17 protein-coding genes and 1 riboswitch are annotated in these 17058 nt (G+C 71.3%); of the genes, 9 read left to right on the top strand and 8 right to left on the bottom strand.

The genetic code is table 11. From position 1 onward, the window contains the following. Nucleotides 1-38: 38 nt before the first annotated feature. Together gcvT and ACFUTX_RS04685 are read right to left on the bottom strand one after the other, a co-directional pair. On the bottom strand, nt 39-1163 hold the full coding sequence (gene gcvT, locus ACFUTX_RS04690) for a glycine cleavage system aminomethyltransferase GcvT (protein WP_378861013.1): 1125 nt from the start codon (nt 1161-1163) through the stop codon (nt 39-41). A gap of 238 nt (nt 1164-1401) precedes the next feature. Further along, nucleotides 1402-1498: riboswitch (glycine riboswitch) on the bottom strand. 44 nt (nt 1499-1542) lie between these two features. Next, complete coding sequence (locus ACFUTX_RS04685) at nt 1543-2715, bottom strand: MarP family serine protease (protein ID WP_378861012.1); 1173 nt, start codon at nt 2713-2715, stop codon at nt 1543-1545. A 126-nt stretch (nt 2716-2841) separates the two neighbouring features. On the opposite strand from ACFUTX_RS04685, the gene ACFUTX_RS04680 reads away from it, so the two are divergent. The 6 genes from ACFUTX_RS04680 to ACFUTX_RS04655 are packed head-to-tail and all read left to right on the top strand — an operon-like array spanning nt 2842 to nt 9500. Then, complete coding sequence (locus tag ACFUTX_RS04680) at nt 2842-3558, top strand: NUDIX domain-containing protein (protein WP_378861011.1); 717 nt, start codon at nt 2842-2844, stop codon at nt 3556-3558. Between the two features lie 11 nt (nt 3559-3569). Further along, nucleotides 3570-4922, top strand: coding sequence for a quinolinate synthase NadA (gene nadA, locus ACFUTX_RS04675; RefSeq protein ID WP_378861010.1), 1353 nt, complete (start codon nt 3570-3572; stop codon nt 4920-4922). Further along, a complete protein-coding gene (nadB, locus tag ACFUTX_RS04670) occupies nt 4919-6532 on the top strand; it encodes an L-aspartate oxidase (RefSeq protein WP_378861009.1) in 1614 nt (537 codons plus the stop codon). Before nadA ends, nadB begins: the two co-directional genes overlap by 4 nt. Next, a complete protein-coding gene (nadC, locus tag ACFUTX_RS04665; RefSeq protein WP_378861008.1) occupies nt 6526-7398 on the top strand; it encodes a carboxylating nicotinate-nucleotide diphosphorylase in 873 nt (290 codons plus the stop codon). Before nadB ends, nadC begins: the two co-directional genes overlap by 7 nt. 15 nt (nt 7399-7413) lie before the next feature. Beyond that, nucleotides 7414-8559 carry a cysteine desulfurase family protein gene (locus ACFUTX_RS04660; protein ID WP_378861066.1) on the top strand — a complete coding sequence of 382 codons (1146 nt, stop codon included), beginning with the start codon at nt 7414-7416 and terminating at the stop codon, nt 8557-8559. Continuing rightward, nucleotides 8556-9500, top strand: a complete 945-nt coding sequence (locus ACFUTX_RS04655; RefSeq protein ID WP_378861007.1) for a glycosyltransferase family 2 protein — start codon at nt 8556-8558, stop codon at nt 9498-9500. Before ACFUTX_RS04660 ends, ACFUTX_RS04655 begins: the two co-directional genes overlap by 4 nt. Nucleotides 9501-9531: 31 nt before the next feature. Here ACFUTX_RS04655 and ACFUTX_RS04650 read toward each other — a convergent pair whose 3' ends face one another. Then, nucleotides 9532-11553 (bottom strand): ABC transporter ATP-binding protein, encoded by a 2022-nt coding sequence (locus ACFUTX_RS04650; RefSeq protein WP_378861065.1) that lies wholly within the window; start codon nt 11551-11553, stop codon nt 9532-9534. Nucleotides 11554-11607: 54 nt separating this feature from the next. Here ACFUTX_RS04650 and ACFUTX_RS04645 point away from each other — a divergent pair, with 54 nt between their 5' ends. The 3 genes from ACFUTX_RS04645 to ACFUTX_RS04635 all read left to right on the top strand — a co-directional run bounded on the left by ACFUTX_RS04645 (nt 11608) and on the right by ACFUTX_RS04635 (nt 14205). Beyond that, the gene (locus ACFUTX_RS04645) at nt 11608-11820 is read left to right on the top strand and encodes a hypothetical protein (protein ID WP_378861006.1); all 213 of its coding nucleotides are present in this window, start codon (nt 11608-11610) and stop codon (nt 11818-11820) included. 189 nt (nt 11821-12009) lie between these two features. Next, complete coding sequence (locus ACFUTX_RS04640) at nt 12010-13536, top strand: MDR family MFS transporter (RefSeq protein ID WP_378861005.1); 1527 nt, start codon at nt 12010-12012, stop codon at nt 13534-13536. 90 nt (nt 13537-13626) lie between these two features. Beyond that, nucleotides 13627-14205 carry a carboxymuconolactone decarboxylase family protein gene (locus ACFUTX_RS04635; RefSeq protein WP_378861004.1) on the top strand — a complete coding sequence of 193 codons (579 nt, stop codon included), beginning with the start codon at nt 13627-13629 and terminating at the stop codon, nt 14203-14205. Nucleotides 14206-14222: 17 nt separating this feature from the next. Here the strand turns inward: ACFUTX_RS04635 and ACFUTX_RS04630 are convergent, their stop codons facing one another. The 5 genes from ACFUTX_RS04630 to ACFUTX_RS04610 all read right to left on the bottom strand — a co-directional run bounded on the left by ACFUTX_RS04630 (nt 14223) and on the right by ACFUTX_RS04610 (nt 16816). Further along, the gene (locus ACFUTX_RS04630; protein ID WP_378861003.1) at nt 14223-14726 is read right to left on the bottom strand and encodes a hypothetical protein; all 504 of its coding nucleotides are present in this window, start codon (nt 14724-14726) and stop codon (nt 14223-14225) included. Nucleotides 14727-14760: 34 nt separating this feature from the next. Then, on the bottom strand, nt 14761-14883 hold the full coding sequence (locus ACFUTX_RS04625) for a hypothetical protein (RefSeq protein WP_378861002.1): 123 nt from the start codon (nt 14881-14883) through the stop codon (nt 14761-14763). Nucleotides 14884-14929: 46 nt separating this feature from the next. Next, nucleotides 14930-15760, bottom strand: a complete 831-nt coding sequence (locus tag ACFUTX_RS04620; protein ID WP_378861001.1) for an Fpg/Nei family DNA glycosylase — start codon at nt 15758-15760, stop codon at nt 14930-14932. A 37-nt stretch (nt 15761-15797) separates the two neighbouring features. Next, the gene (locus ACFUTX_RS04615) at nt 15798-16277 is read right to left on the bottom strand and encodes a GNAT family N-acetyltransferase (protein ID WP_378861000.1); all 480 of its coding nucleotides are present in this window, start codon (nt 16275-16277) and stop codon (nt 15798-15800) included. Nucleotides 16278-16369: 92 nt separating this feature from the next. Further along, the gene (locus ACFUTX_RS04610) at nt 16370-16816 is read right to left on the bottom strand and encodes a MarR family winged helix-turn-helix transcriptional regulator (RefSeq protein ID WP_378860999.1); all 447 of its coding nucleotides are present in this window, start codon (nt 16814-16816) and stop codon (nt 16370-16372) included. Nucleotides 16817-17058 lie beyond the last annotated feature (242 nt).

The following is a 17058-nucleotide window of genomic DNA, read 5'->3' as shown; positions in this document are numbered from 1 at the left end:
CTCCGGAGGGTCTGATGGACGACGGTGCGTTGCGGCCGTCAGGTGGTGCGTCGGTAGAAGGGCAGGGCGGTGACGGTGGCGGGGATCCGCGTGCCGCGGACGTCGAGGGCGAGCTGCGTTCCCGTTTCGGCCGCCGACGGAGCGACGAAGGCCATCGCGATCGGATGGCCGAGGGTCGGGCTCAGCGCGCCGCTGGTGACCTCGCCCACGACCTCGTCGCCGTGGAGCACGGCGTAGCCGGCGCGACCCGCACGCCGTCCTTCCGACACGAGTCCGACGAGCACCGGCGCCCCCGCGGCGACGACGGCGGCGAGGCCGGAACGTCCGACGAAGTCCTCCTTGTCGATCGCCACCACGCGCCCGAGACCCGCCTGCGCGGGGACGATGTCGCGCGAGAGCTCGTGGCCGTAGAGCGGCATGCCCGCTTCGAGGCGCAGCGTGTCGCGCGAGGCCAGGCCCGCCGGCACGAGTCCGTGCGGCTCGCCGGCCCGCATCAGCGCGTCCCACACCTCGGGGGCGGACGAGGCGGGCACGTAGAGCTCGAAGCCGTCTTCGCCCGTGTATCCGGTGCGCCCGATGTCGATCGCGACGGGTTCGGCCCCCGCCAGGACGAGTCGTGCGTGGGTCATGCGGTAGTACTTCAGCTCGCCGAGCGGAGCCGCGAGGTCGACGATCGCGTCGGTGGCCTCGAGGATCGCCTGCGACGCCGGCCCCTGGACGGCGATGAGCGCGATCCGGTCGGTCGCGTCCTCGACCTCGACCTCGAAGGCGCGCGCACGGTCGAGCAGCGCGTCCGCGACCGCTTCCCGGTTGCCCGCGTTGGCGACCACCATGAGGTGGTCCTCGGCGTGACGGTAGACGATGACGTCGTCGATGATGCCGCCGTCGGGATCGAGCACGAGACTGTACTTCGCCTGGTCGTCGACCAGCTTCGACAGGCGTCCGGCGAGGGCGTAGTCGAGGAAGGCGCCGGCCTGCCGGCCCCGGACGATGAACTCGGCCATATGCGAGATGTCGAAGATGCCGGCGGCGGTGCGGACCGCGTGATGCGCCGCGAGGTCGGAGCTGTACCGGACCGGCATGGACCAGCCGCCGAAGTCGGTGAACGACGCGCCGAGAGCGACGTGGCGGTCGTGGAGCGGGGTGATGCGGGGGTCTGTCATGAGTTCTCCCGTTCGCGTTCGGGCAGACGCCGGACGGCGCCGTGGAACTCCCCCTCTGTCATGGGCCTGAGAGTTTCGTCGCGTCGCCCGGAACGGGAGGACACGGCTTTCACCGTCGGCGGATTCGTCGAAGCTTGATGGAGACTCGCGGAACTCGTCTCGCCAGGGTTTCGATACGACGGCGGGGCCGTCTACTCAACCTGGTTCTCGCTTCGCTCGAACCACTTTCCAGAGTCGGCCCACCCGGACGGTACGCGTACCTGAGAGATTGGCGGGGAGGCTTGCTCCTTCGGTGCTCGGCATGACTGCTGCCGAGGCTCTCCCGCCCGGATCGTTGGCCGGTATTGACTTGCCGTGCCAGCATAGCGGGCGGCGGCCGTCAGCCGACGCAGCGACCGGGCGACACCGCCTGCGAGAGAGAGGCCGCCTGAGCCGCGACGGGAGTCAACTCCGCCATGGTCATCGCATACCCTCGGTCGGGGTCGTTGTCGGCCCGGGCGAACACGACCCCAGCGACCGCGCCGTCCTCGGTGAGCACGGGACCTCCCGAGTTGCCCGGGCGGACGGTGGCCTGGAGGGCGTAGATCTCGCGGGGCGCGGCGTTCTCGTCGTAGATGTCGGGGACCGCGACCGTCCCCGTGGAGAGGACCCCCGCCTCCCCCATCGTGAACGGACCGCCGAGGGGATAGCCCTGCACGACGGCGGGCGAGCCCGGTTCGAGAGTGGTGGCGAAGGGCAGCGGCGCCACCCCGAGCCCGTCCACCGCGATGACGGCGAGATCGTCGATCGGATCGAAGTACACCACGCGCCCTTCGCGCGCCGGGACGCCCGGAAGCTCCACCACGGGCTGCTCGACACCGGCCACGACGTGGGCGTTGGTGACCACGCGGTCGGCGGCCACGACGAAGCCGCTCCCGGTGGAGCTGCGACCGCACGAGAACGCTGTGCCCGATACGCGGGCGACGGATGCCGCAGCCTGCGCCAGCTCGGGATCGGCGAGGTCGACCGGCGGGATGTCGACGGGCGACGCCTCGAGGAGGTTGCCGAGGGCGGGGAGCCCCTCGTCGAACACGAATCCGCGCAGCTCCGCGAGAGCGACGGCGACCGGCGCAGGTGTGATCCGCTCGATCGTGCGGAGCACTGTGGACGATGACAGGGCGGTGGAGACGACGGGCATGCCGGTCGCCGCCAGGCTCGCACCGGCCAGGGAGAGGGCGAGCGCGGTCACGACGACCCCAGCGACTCCGCCCAGGAGCCGGTCGATCGCGCGGAGCGGGCGCACGCGGTCCACGCCGCGGCGCAGCACGGCGCCCGCCGCTGCGCCGAGTGCCGCTCCCCCGATGATCAGGGCGGCGGACGCGGCCAGGACGACGGCCGGACGCCATTGCTGCGACGGCAGCGCGTCGTTGATGAGCGGCACGAGCCAGAACGCCGCCGCGCCGCCGACGACGAGCCCCGCGAGGAGGCCGACGCTCCCGGACAGGCCGCGCCCGAGGCCGGCGACGAGCCCGACGAGGAGCAGCGCGACGAGGATGAGGTCGAGGACGAGCACGCGGCCTCCCAGGCCCGGGGTCAAGAAGCGGAGGCCGCCAGGTTACGCGGTGAAGCTGAGCGATCGTCGCTTGTTTGCACTTCGTGTCAGAACGACACTAAGATGGTCCGCGGAGTAATGGTCACCATGACACGAACTAGCCTCTTCCCCGTCGAAGCCGACCCGCACGTGGACACCACGCGCGTGGCGGTGTCCACCGTGATCTTCACCCTGCGCCGCGGGGCGGGGTCGGAGGCGCCGCGCGTCATGCTCCCTCTGGTCCGCCGCACCCGTGAGCCGCACGAGGGTCGCTGGGCCCTTCCGGGGGGATGGCTCGATGTCGCGGAAGGGCTGGATGCCGCGGCATCCCGCACCCTCGCCGAGACGACCGGGCTGGCACCGAGCTATCTCGAGCAGCTGTACGCGTTCGGGGCGGTCGACCGCTCCCCCACGCGCGTGGTCTCGATCGTGTACTGGGCGCTCATCCGTCCGGACGAGGTGGCGGCGGCGGGCGTCTTCGAGAACACCGAGTGGTTCGACGCTTCGGCGCTGCCCCGGCTCGCGTTCGACCACAACGAGATCGTCGAGTACGCGCTGTGGCGCCTGCGCAACAAGGTCGGCTACAGCCGCATCGCCCACGGGCTGCTCGCCGACCAATTCACCCTCGCCGAACTCCGCGAGGTCTACGAGGCGATCCTCAAACGGCGCCTCGACCCGGCCAACTTCCGCCGCCAGGTGGAGAACTCCGGCACCCTCATCCCCACCGACCGGTTCCGCACGGGCAGTCATCGGCCCGCCCGCCTGTACCGGTACAACCAGGACGTCGAGCTCGCCGACCGCGGGCCGCTCGGCATCCGCCACTGAAAGAGCCCGACATGCCCGCCGTCAACATCACCCTCCAGCCCCGTCCCGAGGTGGACCCATCGGTGGATCACGCGATCCAGGCGATCGTCGCCGGATCCTCGACCGCCGAGACGTGCAACACCGACCTGGCCGCCGGCCCGTGGGACTTCGACGACCGCCCGGGCTACGGACCCGGCTCGTCCATGGGCGACGTCATCCCGACCGGATCCCCCCGCCAGGGAGAACTGCCGAAGGAGTACCGCGAGGCGTCCGAGGAAGAGCTCGCCGGCCGCATCCGGGCCGCGAAGCAGATCCTCGGCGAGCGCGTCGTCGTGCTGGGGCACTTCTACCAGCGCGAGGAGGTGATCGCGCACGCCGACTACGTGGGCGACTCGTTCCAGCTCGCGAACGCCGCCCTGGAGCACCCGGATGCCGAGGCCATCGTGTTCTGCGGGGTGCACTTCATGGCCGAGACCGCCGACCTGCTCTCGCGCCCCGAGCAGGCCGTGATCCTGCCGAATCTGGCGGCCGGCTGCTCGATGGCCGACATGGCCGACATCGACCAAGTCGAGGAGTGCTGGGAACAGCTCGCCGAGGTGTACGGAGACATGGACGCCGTCGACGCGGACGGTCTGGTGCCGGTGATCCCCGTGACGTACATGAACTCGTCCGCCGCGATCAAGGGATTCGTCGGGCGGCACGGCGGGATCGTCTGCACCTCGTCGAACGCGAGGACGGTGCTCGAGTGGGCGTTCGCCCGCGGCCGCCGCGTGCTGTTCTTCCCCGACCAGCACCTGGGCCGAAACACGGCGAAGGCGATGGGCGTGCCCCTCGAGCAGATGCCGATGTGGAACCCGCGCAAGCCCCTGGGCGGGGCATCCGTCGATCAGCTCGATGCGGCGCGCGTGATCCTCTGGCACGGCTTCTGCTCGGTGCACCGGCGCTTCAGCGTCGCCCAGATCGACAAGGCGCGGGCCGATTTCCCCGGCGTGCGCGTCATCGTGCACCCGGAGTGCCCGATGGAGGTCGTCGACGCCGCGGACGAGTCGGGGTCGACCGACTACATCCGTCGAGCGATCGAGGGTGCGACCGAGCCCACCACCTTCGCCATCGGCACCGAGGTGAACCTGGTGCAGCGCCTCGCCGCGCAGCATCCGCAGCACCGCATCTTCTGCCTCGATCCCGTCGTCTGCCCGTGCTCGACGATGTACCGCATCCACCCGGGCTATCTGGCGTGGGTGCTCGAGGGGCTCGTCGCCGGCGAGGTGCGCAACCGCATCGCCGTGCCGCAGGACGTCGCCGACCCCGCGCGGCTCGCGCTCGATCGCATGCTCGCGGCCAAGCCGCCGTCGGCACCCGCGGCGGCGTGGGAGAACGCGTCATGAGCGGCGCCCGACCGCACGCGGTCGTGGTGGGATCGGGCATCGCCGGCCTCACCGTCGCCCTGCACGCGGTCGAGCGCGGCTGCCGGGTCACCCTCGTGACCAAGGACGTGCTGGAGCACGCGAACACCCGCTACGCGCAGGGCGGGATCGCGGGCGTGATGTTCGCCGACGACCGCATCGACGACCACATCCGCGACACGATGGTGGCCGGCGCCGGACTGAACGATGCCGCTGCCGTGCGCGTCCTCGTGGAAGAGGGACCCTCGCGGATCCGCGAGCTCATCGACCTCGGCGTCGCGTTCGACCGCGGCGCGGACGGCGGCTTCGTCCGCGGCCTCGAAGCCGCCCACTCCTATCCGCGCATCCTCCACTCCGGCGGCGATGCCACAGGAACCGCGATCGAGAAGGCCCTCGTCGCACGACTCCGTTCGAGCGAAGTGACCGTCATCGAGCACGCCTTCCTCGTCGACCTCGTCGTCCGCGACGGACGGGTGCGCGGCGTCGAGCTCCTGGTCGGCGAATCGCCCGGTGTCGAGGGCCGGAGGCGGACGGTCGACGCCGACGCGGTCGTGCTCGCGACGGGCGGGGCGGGCGAGCTCTACTCGCACTCCACCAACCCTCCCGTGGCCACCGGGGACGGGATCGCAGCCGCTCTCCGCGTCGGCGCCGAGGTGCGCGACCTCGAGTTCTTCCAGTTCCACCCGACGGTCCTGCCCGCCGGACCCCGGGGCGATGCCTTCCTGGTGTCCGAGGCCGTGCGCGGCGAAGGCGCCGCCCTCGTGGACGAGAACGGGCACCGCTTCGCCCTCGACGCGCACCCCGACGGGGAGCTGGCGCCGCGGGACGTGGTCGCGAGGGCCATCTCCGCGAAGATGGCGGAACAGGACGGGCGGCCCGTGCTGCTCGATGCCACGCACCTCCACTCGGCCGACCCGGCCACCCGCAGAACGTTCCTCTCGCGCCGCTTCCCCACGATCGACCGCGCCGTGCGCGACCGCGGCTGGGACTGGTCGACGCAGCCGATCCCGGTCACGCCCGCAGCGCACTACCTGATGGGCGGCGTCGTCACCGACCTCTTCGGACGGACGACGATGCCCGGGCTCTACGCCGTCGGCGAGGTCGCGCGCACGGGCGTTCACGGAGCCAACCGCCTCGCGTCCAACTCGCTGCTCGAAGGGGCCGTGTTCGGAGCGCGGGCCGGCGACGCCATCGCCGCCGACATCGCCACCGGCGCGTGGCCAGCGGCGCAGAGCCCGGCGGCGCCGCCTCCGACCGGCGGCGGCGCCGACGGGCACGTCGGCGACGCCGGCGACGCCGGAGAGACGTTCTCGCGGCCCGCGCTGCAGGACCTCATGTGGTCGCACGCGGGTCTGGTGCGCGACGAGGCGGGACTCGGGCGAGCCGCAGCCACGATCGCGCGCTGGCGCTCGCAGTCGCGTGCGCCGCGCACCGAGTTCGAGCTCGAGAACGAGAACCTCCTCCTCGTCGCCGCGCACGTCGTGGCGGCCGCCCGCGCCCGGACGGAGTCCGTCGGTGCGCACTTCCGCGGCGACACCGGCCGTTCCGCCGCCGGCACGGTCGATAGACGGGCGCAGGTGGTCGCATGCTGACGCGCGCGATCGTCGATCGGGTCGTCGCCGCCGCGCTGGAGGAGGACGCGCCCTGGGGCGACCTCACCAGCGAGTACCTGATACCCGAGACGGCGCGCGCGTCGGCCGATCTCGTCGCCCGCGAGGCGGGCGTCTTCAGCGGCGGCGAGGTGTTCCAAGCGGCCTTCCGGCTGACCGACCCCACGATCGACGTGACGCTGGTCACCGAGGACGGCCAATGGTTCGAGCCGGGGACGGTGCTCGCGTCCGTCGCCGGTCCGGCACGGGCGGTGCTCACCGCCGAGCGCGTCGGACTCAACTTCGTGCAGCGGATGTCGGGCATCGCGACGCTCACAGCCCGGTACGTCGCCGAGGTCGCCCACACCGGGGCCCGCATCGTCGACACCCGGAAGACCACGCCGGGGCTGCGCGCTTTCGAGCGCAAGGCCGTGCGCGACGGCGGAGGACGCAACCACCGATCCTCGCTGTCGGATGCGGTGATGGCCAAAGACAATCACCTCGCCGTCCTCACCGACAGCGGCCCGGGCGCGTGGGGTCCGCGCGTGACCGACGCGCTGCGCGCCGCCAAGGACCGACTCCCCCACACCGCCCACGTCGAGGTCGAGGTGGACCGGCTCGATCAGATCGAGCCGGTGCTCGCCGCGGGAGTCGGGACGATCATGCTCGACAACTTCCCGCTCGACGACCTGCGGGCGGGAGTCGCGCAGGTCGCCGGCCGGGCGACGGTCGAGGCATCCGGCGGCGTCTCCCTCGACACGGTGCGCCGCATCGCCGAGACCGGCGTCGACGTCATCTCGGTCGGCGCGCTCACGCACTCGGCCCGCGCGCTCGACCTGGGGCTCGACGTCCGGGTCGACGGATCCTGACGACGGGTGATCGCCATGCTGTACCTCGACAACGCGGCGACGTCGCCGGTGCGCCCCGAAGTGCTCGAGGCGATGATGCCCTACTTGACCCACCGCTTCGGCAACCCGTCCAGCCACCACACGGTCGGAGAGGACGCCGCCGGCGCGCTCGCCGAGGCGCGCGCCCGCGTCGCCCGCGTCCTGGGGATGCGGCCCGGCGACATCGTCTTCACCTCCGGAGGCACCGAGGCGAACAACCTCGCCGTGAAGGGCATCGCCCTCGGGCGCTTTCAGCACGGCGGCTCGCGGCACCTCATCACGACTCCGATCGAGCACGAGTCGATCCTCGAGTCGGCGGACTACCTCCGCCGCCTCCACGGCTTCGAGGTGACGCACGTGCCCGTCGACACGGCGGGGCGCGTGGACCCGGATGCCGTCGCCCGCGCCGTGCGCGACGACACCGCCCTGATCACCATCGGGTACGCCAACAACGAGGTCGGGACCGTCCAGGACATTCCCGCCCTCGCTGCGATCGCGCGCGCTCGCGGCGTCCCCGTGCACGCCGACGCCGTGCAGGCGGCCGGATGGCTGCCCCTGTCGGCTCCCGCCCTCGGCGTGGACGCCCTGTCGCTCGCGGGTCACAAGCTCGGCGCACCGAAGGGCACGGGGCTCCTCGCCGTGCGGGGTCGTGTCCCCGTCGAGCCGCTCCTCCACGGGGGCGGGCAGGAGCGCGGGCGCCGCAGCGGCACCGAAGACGTGGCGGGTGCGGTCGGGATCGCCACCGCGCTCGAGCTGGCCGAGGCCGGCCGGGCCGAGGCATCGGCTCGCGTCGCCGCCCTGCGCGACCGCTTCGTCGCGCGCGTCCTGGCGACCGTGCCGTCCGCGCGCCTGACCGGCGATCCCGTTCGGCGACTGCCGGGCACGGCGAGCTTCACCTTCGCGGGAACCTCCGGAGAAGCGGTGCTGCTCGAGCTCGAACGGCGCGGGATCGTGTCGTCGAGCGGCTCGGCCTGCGCCGCGGGCAGTGACGAGCCCTCCCACGTGCTGGTCGCGATGGGCGTGGCGCCCGAGGTGGCGCAGACCGCCGTGCGGTTCACCTTTCCGGCCGGCCTCGACCAGCCCCTCGATTCCGTGGCGGCGGCGGTCGAGGCATCCGTCTCGGCGGTACGATCGGGCGGGTGACCACGCCCCCCTCGCCCGTCGTGACCGTCATCGTGCCCGGGTTCGACGTCGAGGAGTTCGCGCCGGAGGCGATCGACTCGCTGCGCGCGCAGACCCTTCCCGCATGGAGAGCGATCCTCGTCGACGACGCGTCGACCGACGCCACGGGGCGCATCTTCGAGGAGGCCGCTGCGGACGATGAGCGCTTCCGCGTCGTGCGTCAGCCTGCGCGGGCGGGGCTCGGAGCCGCTCGCAACGCGGGACTCGACCTGGTCGACACGCCCCTCGTGGGATTCCTCGACGCCGACGACCGCTACGCGCCGAACGCTCTCGAGCGACTGGTGGGAACCGTGGAGAGGAGCGGCAGCGACTTCGCGCTCGGCGCCTACGTGCGGCTTCGGCCCGTCCCGGCGGGGGGCTACGTCGCCGGTCAGGTGCAGCCCTGGGTCGCGGCGGCGACCGATCCGGAGCGGATCGGCACCACGCTGCGCGAGCACCCCGACGCCTCGGGCAACATCGTCGCCTGGTCCAAGGTGAGCAGGACCGACCTCTGGCGGCGGGCCGGCCTCCGCTTCCCCGAGGGCAAGGCGTACGAGGACCAGGTCCTCGCCCAGCTCATGTACACGCGGGCCCGCGCGTTCGACGTGATTCCGGACGTCGTCGTGGAGTGGCGCGAGCGCGCCGACGGCACCTCCATCACGCAGCGGAAGGACGAGCTCCCCGTGCTCCGCGACTACCTCGAGGCGCTCGCGGGAGGTATCGACGTGCTCGATGCGGCGGGCCAGCACGAAGCCGCGGCATCCCGCGTGCGCCTCATCCTCTCCATGGACGTGCCGCCGCTCCTCGACATCGCTCGCACCCACCCCGAGGCGGCGTACCGGCGCGAGCTGGGCGGATTCGTCCGCACGCTCGCGGCGCGCCACGACGGGGCGCCGACGGCGGACGAAGCGCTCGCCTGGTAGCTCGCCGTCTGCCGTCGGCGAGGGAGCCCGCTCACGTCCCGGGAACCTCCGGCGTCGGAACCCACGGCTCCGCGGGCACGGACTCGCGCACCGTCACGCCGACCGGGCGCTGCGACGGATCGACCGGCGGGCGGTCGGCCCGGCGGTCCGGATGGTCCGCCGGGGCATCGGACTCCTCGGCCTCGAGGATGCGCGACGCCGCCAGCTGCTGGGCGGCGAGCTCCGCGTACAGCCCGCCCTGCTCGATGAGGGACGCGTGCGTGCCGGACTCGACGATGCGCCCCGCCTCGATCACGTGGATCACGTCGGCCGCGATCACGGTCGACAGGCGATGGGCGATCGACAGCGTCGTGCGGCCCCGCGCGGCCGCGTCGAGCGCCTCCTGGACGACCCGCTCCGACACGGTGTCGAGCGCGGAGGTCGCCTCGTCCAGGAGCAGCACGGGCGGGTCCTTCAGGAGAACCCGAGCGATCGCGATGCGCTGCTTCTCGCCACCGGAGAGCCGGTAGCCGCGCTCGCCCACGACGGTGTCGTAGCCCCGCTCGAACCCCTCGATGACGTGGTGGATGTTCGCGGCGCGACAGGCCGCCTCGAGTTCGGCGTCGGAGGCGTCGGGCTTGGCGTACCGCAGGTTCTCGCGGATGGTCGCGTGGAAGAGGTACGTCTCCTGCGACACGATGCCGACCTGGTCGATGATCGACTCCTGCCGAAGCCGGCGCACGTCCTCCCCGGCGAAGCGGACGGACCCGCCGGATGCCTCGTACATCCGCGGCGTGAGGTAGAGCACCGTCGTCTTGCCCGCGCCCGAAGGACCGACGAAGGCGACGTGCTGGCCGGGATCGGCGGTGAAGGTGATGCCCTGCAGCGTGGGGCGGGCGTCGGGCGCCGCGTCGGGGTAGCGGAACACCACGTCGCGGAACTCGATCCGTCCCATCGGACCCGGCGCGTCCTCGACGGGGATCGCGTCCGGCGCGTCGGTGATCGCGGGTTCGAGGTCGAGGTACTCGAAGATGCGGGCGAAGAGAGCAGCCGATGTCTGCAGGTCGAGGCTGACCCGCATGAGGCCCATGAGCGGCATGAGCAGCCGCGCCTGCACCGTAGTGAACGCCACGATGGTCCCCGCCGTGATCCCCGCGTCACCGCCCGTGATCAGGTAGCCGGCGACCAGGTAGATCACGGCCGGCACGCTCGCCATCAGCACCTGCACGACCGCGAAGAACCCCTGTCCGCTCATCGCCCGGCGCACCTGCAGCCGCACCTGGTTGCGGTTCTCGTCCGCGTAGCGCGCCGACTCCGCACGCTGGCGGTTGAACGACTTCGACAGGAGGATGCCCGAGACGCTCAGGGTCTCCTGGGTGATCGAGGTGAGCTCCGACAGCGACTCCTGCGTCTCGCCGGCGATGCGGGCCCGCACCTGGCCCACGCGGCGCTGCACGACCACCAGGAACGGCATCATGACGACGGCGATGAGCGTCAGCCGCCAGTCGATGATGATCATCGCCACGAGCGACGCGATCACCGTGACGGCGTTGCCGAGGATGCTCGTGAACGTGTTCGTCAGCACCCCGGAGACGCCGCCCACGTCGTTCTGGAGCCGCGACTGGATCACGCCGGTCTTCGTCCGGGTGAAGAACCCGAGCTCCATCCCCTGGAGGTGCTCGAACAGGCGCACCCGCAGATCGCCGGTGACCTTGTTGCCGACGGTCGAGGTGATCCAGGTCTGGAGGACGCCCAGGCCCGCCGAGGCGAGGAACAGCGCGACCATCAGCGCGACCAGCCGCCACAGCAGGGACATGTCGGGGGCCGAGCCGTCGACGGGGAACAGCGCGTCGTCGAAGATCCGCTGCACGATCAGCGGCGGGATCACCGCGAGAGCGGCGCCCACGACGACGAGGACCGCCGTCGCCACCAGGGACCAGGTGTAGGGACGGAAGAGCGCCACGACGCGCCGGCCGAGATGCGGGATCCGGGGCGCCTCCGCGTTGATGCGCTTCTGCGCCTGGATGTCGACGCCGCGGAAGCCGGGGTGTCCCCCGCCTCCGGTGCCGCGCATGCTCACCTACGCCAGCCTAATGACGCCACCACCGCCGAGGGCTAGGCTTGCGCCATGACCTCCACTCCCGATACGCCCGCTCATGACGGCACCGACTTGGCGGCCCTTCGGGAGGAGATCGACCAGTTGAAGGCGATTCCCGAGGAGGAGCTGCTCAATCCGGTCCCCTCCACCGTTGAAGAGCGGGAGCCCACGCCGCACTCGACCGATGCGATCGGCACCGAGAAGTGGGACCGTCCCGCCGACGAGGAGACGCTCGAGAACTGAGCGCTCCGTCGCCGCGAACCTCGCCACGGCGACCCGTCCCGTCCGACCTCCCCAGATCGGGAATTCCCTGTCGGTGCCCACGGTTAGCATGAGGGCTTGCCGTTTCCGCGAGATCTTTGCTCTGCGCCGACGCTTCCCGCCATCAGACGATGGCCGCCCCTCGCCCGCACTCTCCCGAGGAGACGACTCTTGGCCTCTACCGACATCCAGCCCGAAACCGGCAGCGTCCGCCTGCCCGCCGCATCCGCCGCTCCCGCCGCCTCGCTGGGCCCGCGAGAGAGCAGGGTCATCTGGCTCCTCCTCGCGGCGGCGTTCGTCGCGATCCTCAACGAGACGACGATGGGTGTGGCGATCCCGCACCTCATCACCGACCTCGGCATCACCGCTCTGGCGGCGCAGTGGCTGACGACCGCCTTCATGCTCACGATGGCCGTGATCATTCCGATCACCGGCTTCCTGCTGCGCCGCTTCACCACGCGCACCATGTTCGTCGCCGCGATGAGCCTGTTCTCGGCCGGAACGCTGATCGCGTTCCTCGCACCCGGCTTCCCGGTGCTGCTGATCGCACGGGTCGTGCAGGCGTCGGGTACCGCGATCATGATGCCGCTCCTCATGACCACGCTCATGACGGTGGTCCCGCCCGCCATCCGCGGCCGGATGATGGGCCGCGTCAGCATCGTGATCTCGCTGGCTCCCGCCATCGGACCCACGCTCGCGGGCGCGTTGCTGAACAACTTCGAGTGGCGGTGGATCTTCGGCGTCGTCCTCCCCATCGCGATCGTCGCGCTGGTCGTCGGCGCTCGTTGGATCCACAACCTGGGCGAGACGACACGCGCTCCGATCGACGTGCTCTCGGTCATCCTGTCGGCCCTCGGTTTCGGCGGGCTGGTCTTCGGACTCAGCCAGCTGGGTGCGGGCGGTCACGGCAGTGGGGCGGATGCCGCGGCCGCCACCGCGACGTCGACCACGACCCTGATCGTGTCGCTGTCGATCGGCGCCGTCGCGCTCGGCCTGTTCGCCTGGCGGCAGGTGGTCCTGCAGCGCAGTGACGACGCGCTGCTCGACCTCCGCGTCTTCCGCAGCGCGAACTTCTCCCTCTCGATGGGTCAGATGGTGATCATGTCGATGGCGTTCTTCGGCGCGATCACCGTCGTGCCGCTCTACCTGCAGGATGTGCTCGAGGTCGACCCGCTCACGACCGGCCTCGTGGTCCTGCCGGGCGCACTCGCGATGGGACTCGCCGGCCCGGTCATCGGCCGGATCTACGACCGATGGGGAACGACGGTGCTCCTCGTTCCGGGTGCCGTCATCACGAGCGGCATGCTGTGGTTCTACACGACCTTCGGCACGACCACTCCGGTATGGGTCGTCGCGATCGCCCAGACGGTGCTGTCGATCGGCTTGGCGCTGTCGTTCACGCCCCTCTTCACGGCCTCGCTCGCCTCGCTCCAGCCGCGGTTCTACTCGTACGGTTCCGCGGTCGTCGGCACGGCGCAGCAGGTTGCCGGAGCAGCGGGCATCGCGCTGATGTTCGGCGTGATGGCCGCGGCGAGCTCCGCCGCCGCCGAGTCCGGCGCCGACGCGATCGCCGCCGGTTCCGCGGGGACGCATGCCGCGTTCGTCACGGCGGCGTTCCTGTCGCTGCCGCTGCTGGTGGGCGCATTCCTCATCCGCAAGCCGGCGGACCAGCCGATGGGTGCTCCCGCTCCGCACTGACGCGTATCACGCCGATGCCCCGCCCCCTCGACTCCGGGGCGGGGCATCGGCGATTCTGGTGCGCATGCGTACGGCTCGAGGGAGGCACACATGATCATCGACACACCGGATCCGGAGGCGGCGACCGGCCACGTCGCGCGGATGTACGCCGACGACATCGAGAGCGACGGCGCTGTCTTCTCCCATACGCGGGCCATGGCGGTCAACCCTGAGGCCCACCAGGCGTTCGAGGCGCTGCTGGGCGCCGTCATCACCTCTCTCGGCGTACGGGTCTACGAGTTGGCCACCCTCGGCGCCGCACGGTCCATCGGGTCGCCGCATTGCCTGTTGGCGCACGGACGCAAGACGCTGCGCGCGGGGGTGATGGACGAGTCCCAGTTGATCCGCCTGGCACGCGATCCCCACTCGGCGGGCTTGAGCGAGGCCGATGTCGCGGTCATGGACTTCGCCGCCAAGCTCTCGGCCGATCCGCAGGACATGACGGATGCCGACGCACTGCGGCTGCGCCAACGGGGCTTCACCGACCGGCAGATCGCCGACATCGCCCTCGCCGCCGCGGCACGCAACCTGCTGAGTCGCTACCTGCTCGCCCTGAGCGTCCCCGTCGATGAGGTGCCGGGGCTGAGCCGGGAGGTGAGCGAGGCGCTCCTGACGCCGATCGACCGCTGAGCACGGTCGTCGTACGGTCAGTGGTGGATGACGGCCTTCAGCAGGATCAGCACGCCGCCGAACGCGGCCGTCAGGAGTGCGCTGAGCAGCCGCGGCCACCAGTGGGTGCTCCAGCGCGAGACCGCGGTCCAGCCGAGAGCGCCGAGGATGAGGGTGTTCACGATCAGCGCCGCCCACAGGGCCGTGTCGTCGTCGATGACCTGGGTGGTGCCGAGGAGAAGCACGCCGAGCGGTGCGATCGAAGCGACGAGCATGCCCGAGGACTGACGAGCGGAGGCGCGCAGACTGGCCCGCAGGCCCGCGTGACCGTCGGTCGCCGCGAGGCGACCGAGCGTGCCCGCGTAGACGTGGGCGGCGAAGAACACCAGGACGGTGATCGCGACGGTCGTGAGGGCGTTGAGCGAGGTTCCGCCGGCACTGACGACGATCATCCCCGAGACGAGGATCAACCCGTAGATCGCCTCCTCGGTCATCAGCACCCGGGCGACCCGAGGGGTGAGATGGAGGTCTTCGTCAGTCATCGGACGGCACCGCCTCGGCGAGGGGCAGCTGGTGTCAGCCGATGCCGCAGCTGCCACCGCCGCAGCACGACCCGGAGGACTCCACGACGGTGAGGAGGTTCTTCTCGTCGTCGACAGGCTGCAGGACGCTGGGGGCGGGAAGCTGCGAAGAGGTCATGACGCCATGCTACCCGCGTGCGGGCACGCTGCCGCCGAACCGCCGCTCACAGCGGCACGCCGTCGTTCTGGCAGGTCGGGCAGTACTGCGCCGTGGTTCCCCCGAACGCGAGATCGCGGATCGTGTCGCCGCACACCGGGCACGACTCTCCGGCGCGCCCGTGCACCCGCATCGCGTCGACCTTCGCGGCTTTCAGGGCGTGGATCGGGACGCCGCGCCGTGCCGCGATCGCGCCCCGGATGGTCTCGACCGTCGCCCGGAAGAGCCGCTCCCGGGCGGCGTCGTCGAGCGCGGCGCCGTGGGTCACGGGCGACACCCGGGCGATGTGGAGGATCTCGTCGGAGTAGGCATTCCCGATGCCGGCGAGGGACTCCTGCTCCTGAAGGATCGCCTTGATCTGCTTGCGACGACCCCCGACGGCGGCCTCGAAGTCGGCGGCCGAGAAGGATTCGTCGGCGGGATCGGGCCCGAGCTTGGCGATCGCGGGGACGGCGACCGGGTCGTCGACGACGAAGAGGCCCAGCGAGACCCAGGTGCCGGCATCCGTCACCTCGACGGTCGCATCGTCGAGCGTCAGCTGCGCGAGCGCGGGGGGTGCGTCCTCGCCGAGCGAGCCGTCGTCGTCAGGCCCCCGCCACCGCATCCAGCCGTGCCGTCCCAACGAGACGACCAGGCGCGAATCCTCTCCGAATCCGACGGCGAGGTGCTTGCCGTGTCGTTCGACGCCGGTGACCCGGCGCCCGACCAGCGAGGAGGGCGGGGCGGTGCGCGTCTTCACGGCGCGGAACTCGAGCACGTCTGCCTCGCGCAGTGCGCGACCCGTCGCGTGGTCGGCGAGGAACTCGGCGAGCGCCTGCACCTCGGGTGACTCCGGCATGGCTCCATCCTGGCATCGGGGTCCGACACCGGCGAGGTCAGTCGAGAGTCTTGCGCAAGAAGACCTGCTCGATCCCCTCGTCCTCCTCCACGCGCCCCGACTCCCGGTACCCGGTGCGCTCGTAGAGGCGGATGTTTGCCTCGCTGAGCGAGCCGGTGAACAGCTCGGCCTCGCGGCATCCCGCCTCCCGGCCGCGGTTCTCCACCGCTTCGAGGAGCATGCTCCCGATCCCCCTCCCCTGCACGTCGGGGGCGATCGCCAAGCGGCCGATCAGCAGCAGCTCGCCGTCGCGCTGCGCGCGCACGGCGCCCACCATCCGGCCGGCGTCTCTCGCCACGCATCCGAGGTTCTCGACGAGCTCGGCGCGCAGCTCATCGAGGGACTGCGTCAAGGGCGGCATCTGGACGCTGTTGTAGATCAGCGCCTCCTGCACGAACGCCGCCCGCTGAAGGGTGAGTGCCTCCCCCGCGTCGTCGGGCGTGATGGGCCGGATCTCGATCTCGTCGGAAGTCGCCATGCCCTCGTTATACGCGGTGCCGGTGACGCCCGCGAACCCCTGGACAACGTCATGCCGTCTGGTCAACTGTTCAGGGCGCCGAGCCCGCGACATCACCTGCACTCGTTGTCGACCGCTTCGGTGACCGCCTCGAGGAACCGCACCACATGCTCTGCCTCACGCTGACTGAGGCCGACCGCGAAGTCGCGGATCTTCGCCGTGAGCGGATCGATGTCCTCGAGATCCACCGACCGGTCTATGGGGATGACGCGCTTGCTCCGCCCGTCGTCGGGATTGCGGACGAAGGTGATGAGGCCGCCGCCGCGAAGACGCTGCAGGATGCCGGTGACCGACGCCGTCGACAGCCCGAGGTGCTCGGCGATCTCGGTGGGCGTCACGTCCTCGCCGGCATCCGCTTTCTCGTAGATGTACCGCGTGGCAGCGCGGGCGGTCTCACTCGGACCGCACTCGGTCTGCCGACGCCGGGCAAGTCGCGCCTCGGCGAGGCGCAGACGTTCCACGGCGCGCGCGGCGTCGGCGATCGTTTCGGTGTCGGGCATGCGGCGAGGGCTCCTTGTCGACGAGCAACCCCTCTTCGCTACCGGCGCTCCCTCGTCGTTGTCAAGCCATTGCGGGCTGCCGAGTCCGCCGCGCGCCCGTAACGGACCCGCCGCACCGATGTCAAGTCCCTCACGAGATGTCGAACACGGCCAACATGATGGGGGCGACGAGAGAAAGGCGAGCCATCTGTGCCGCCTGCCTCGGGACTGTCCGGCTTCGCGGGTGATCCCCCACTCGGGGC

Origin of the sequence: Microbacterium sp. NPDC057407, assembly GCF_042803895.1 — a bacterium.
Classification (GTDB): domain Bacteria; phylum Actinomycetota; class Actinomycetes; order Actinomycetales; family Microbacteriaceae; genus Microbacterium.
Note: the sequence above shows the minus strand (reverse complement) of the source record. Positions and strands in the feature narration are given on the sequence as shown.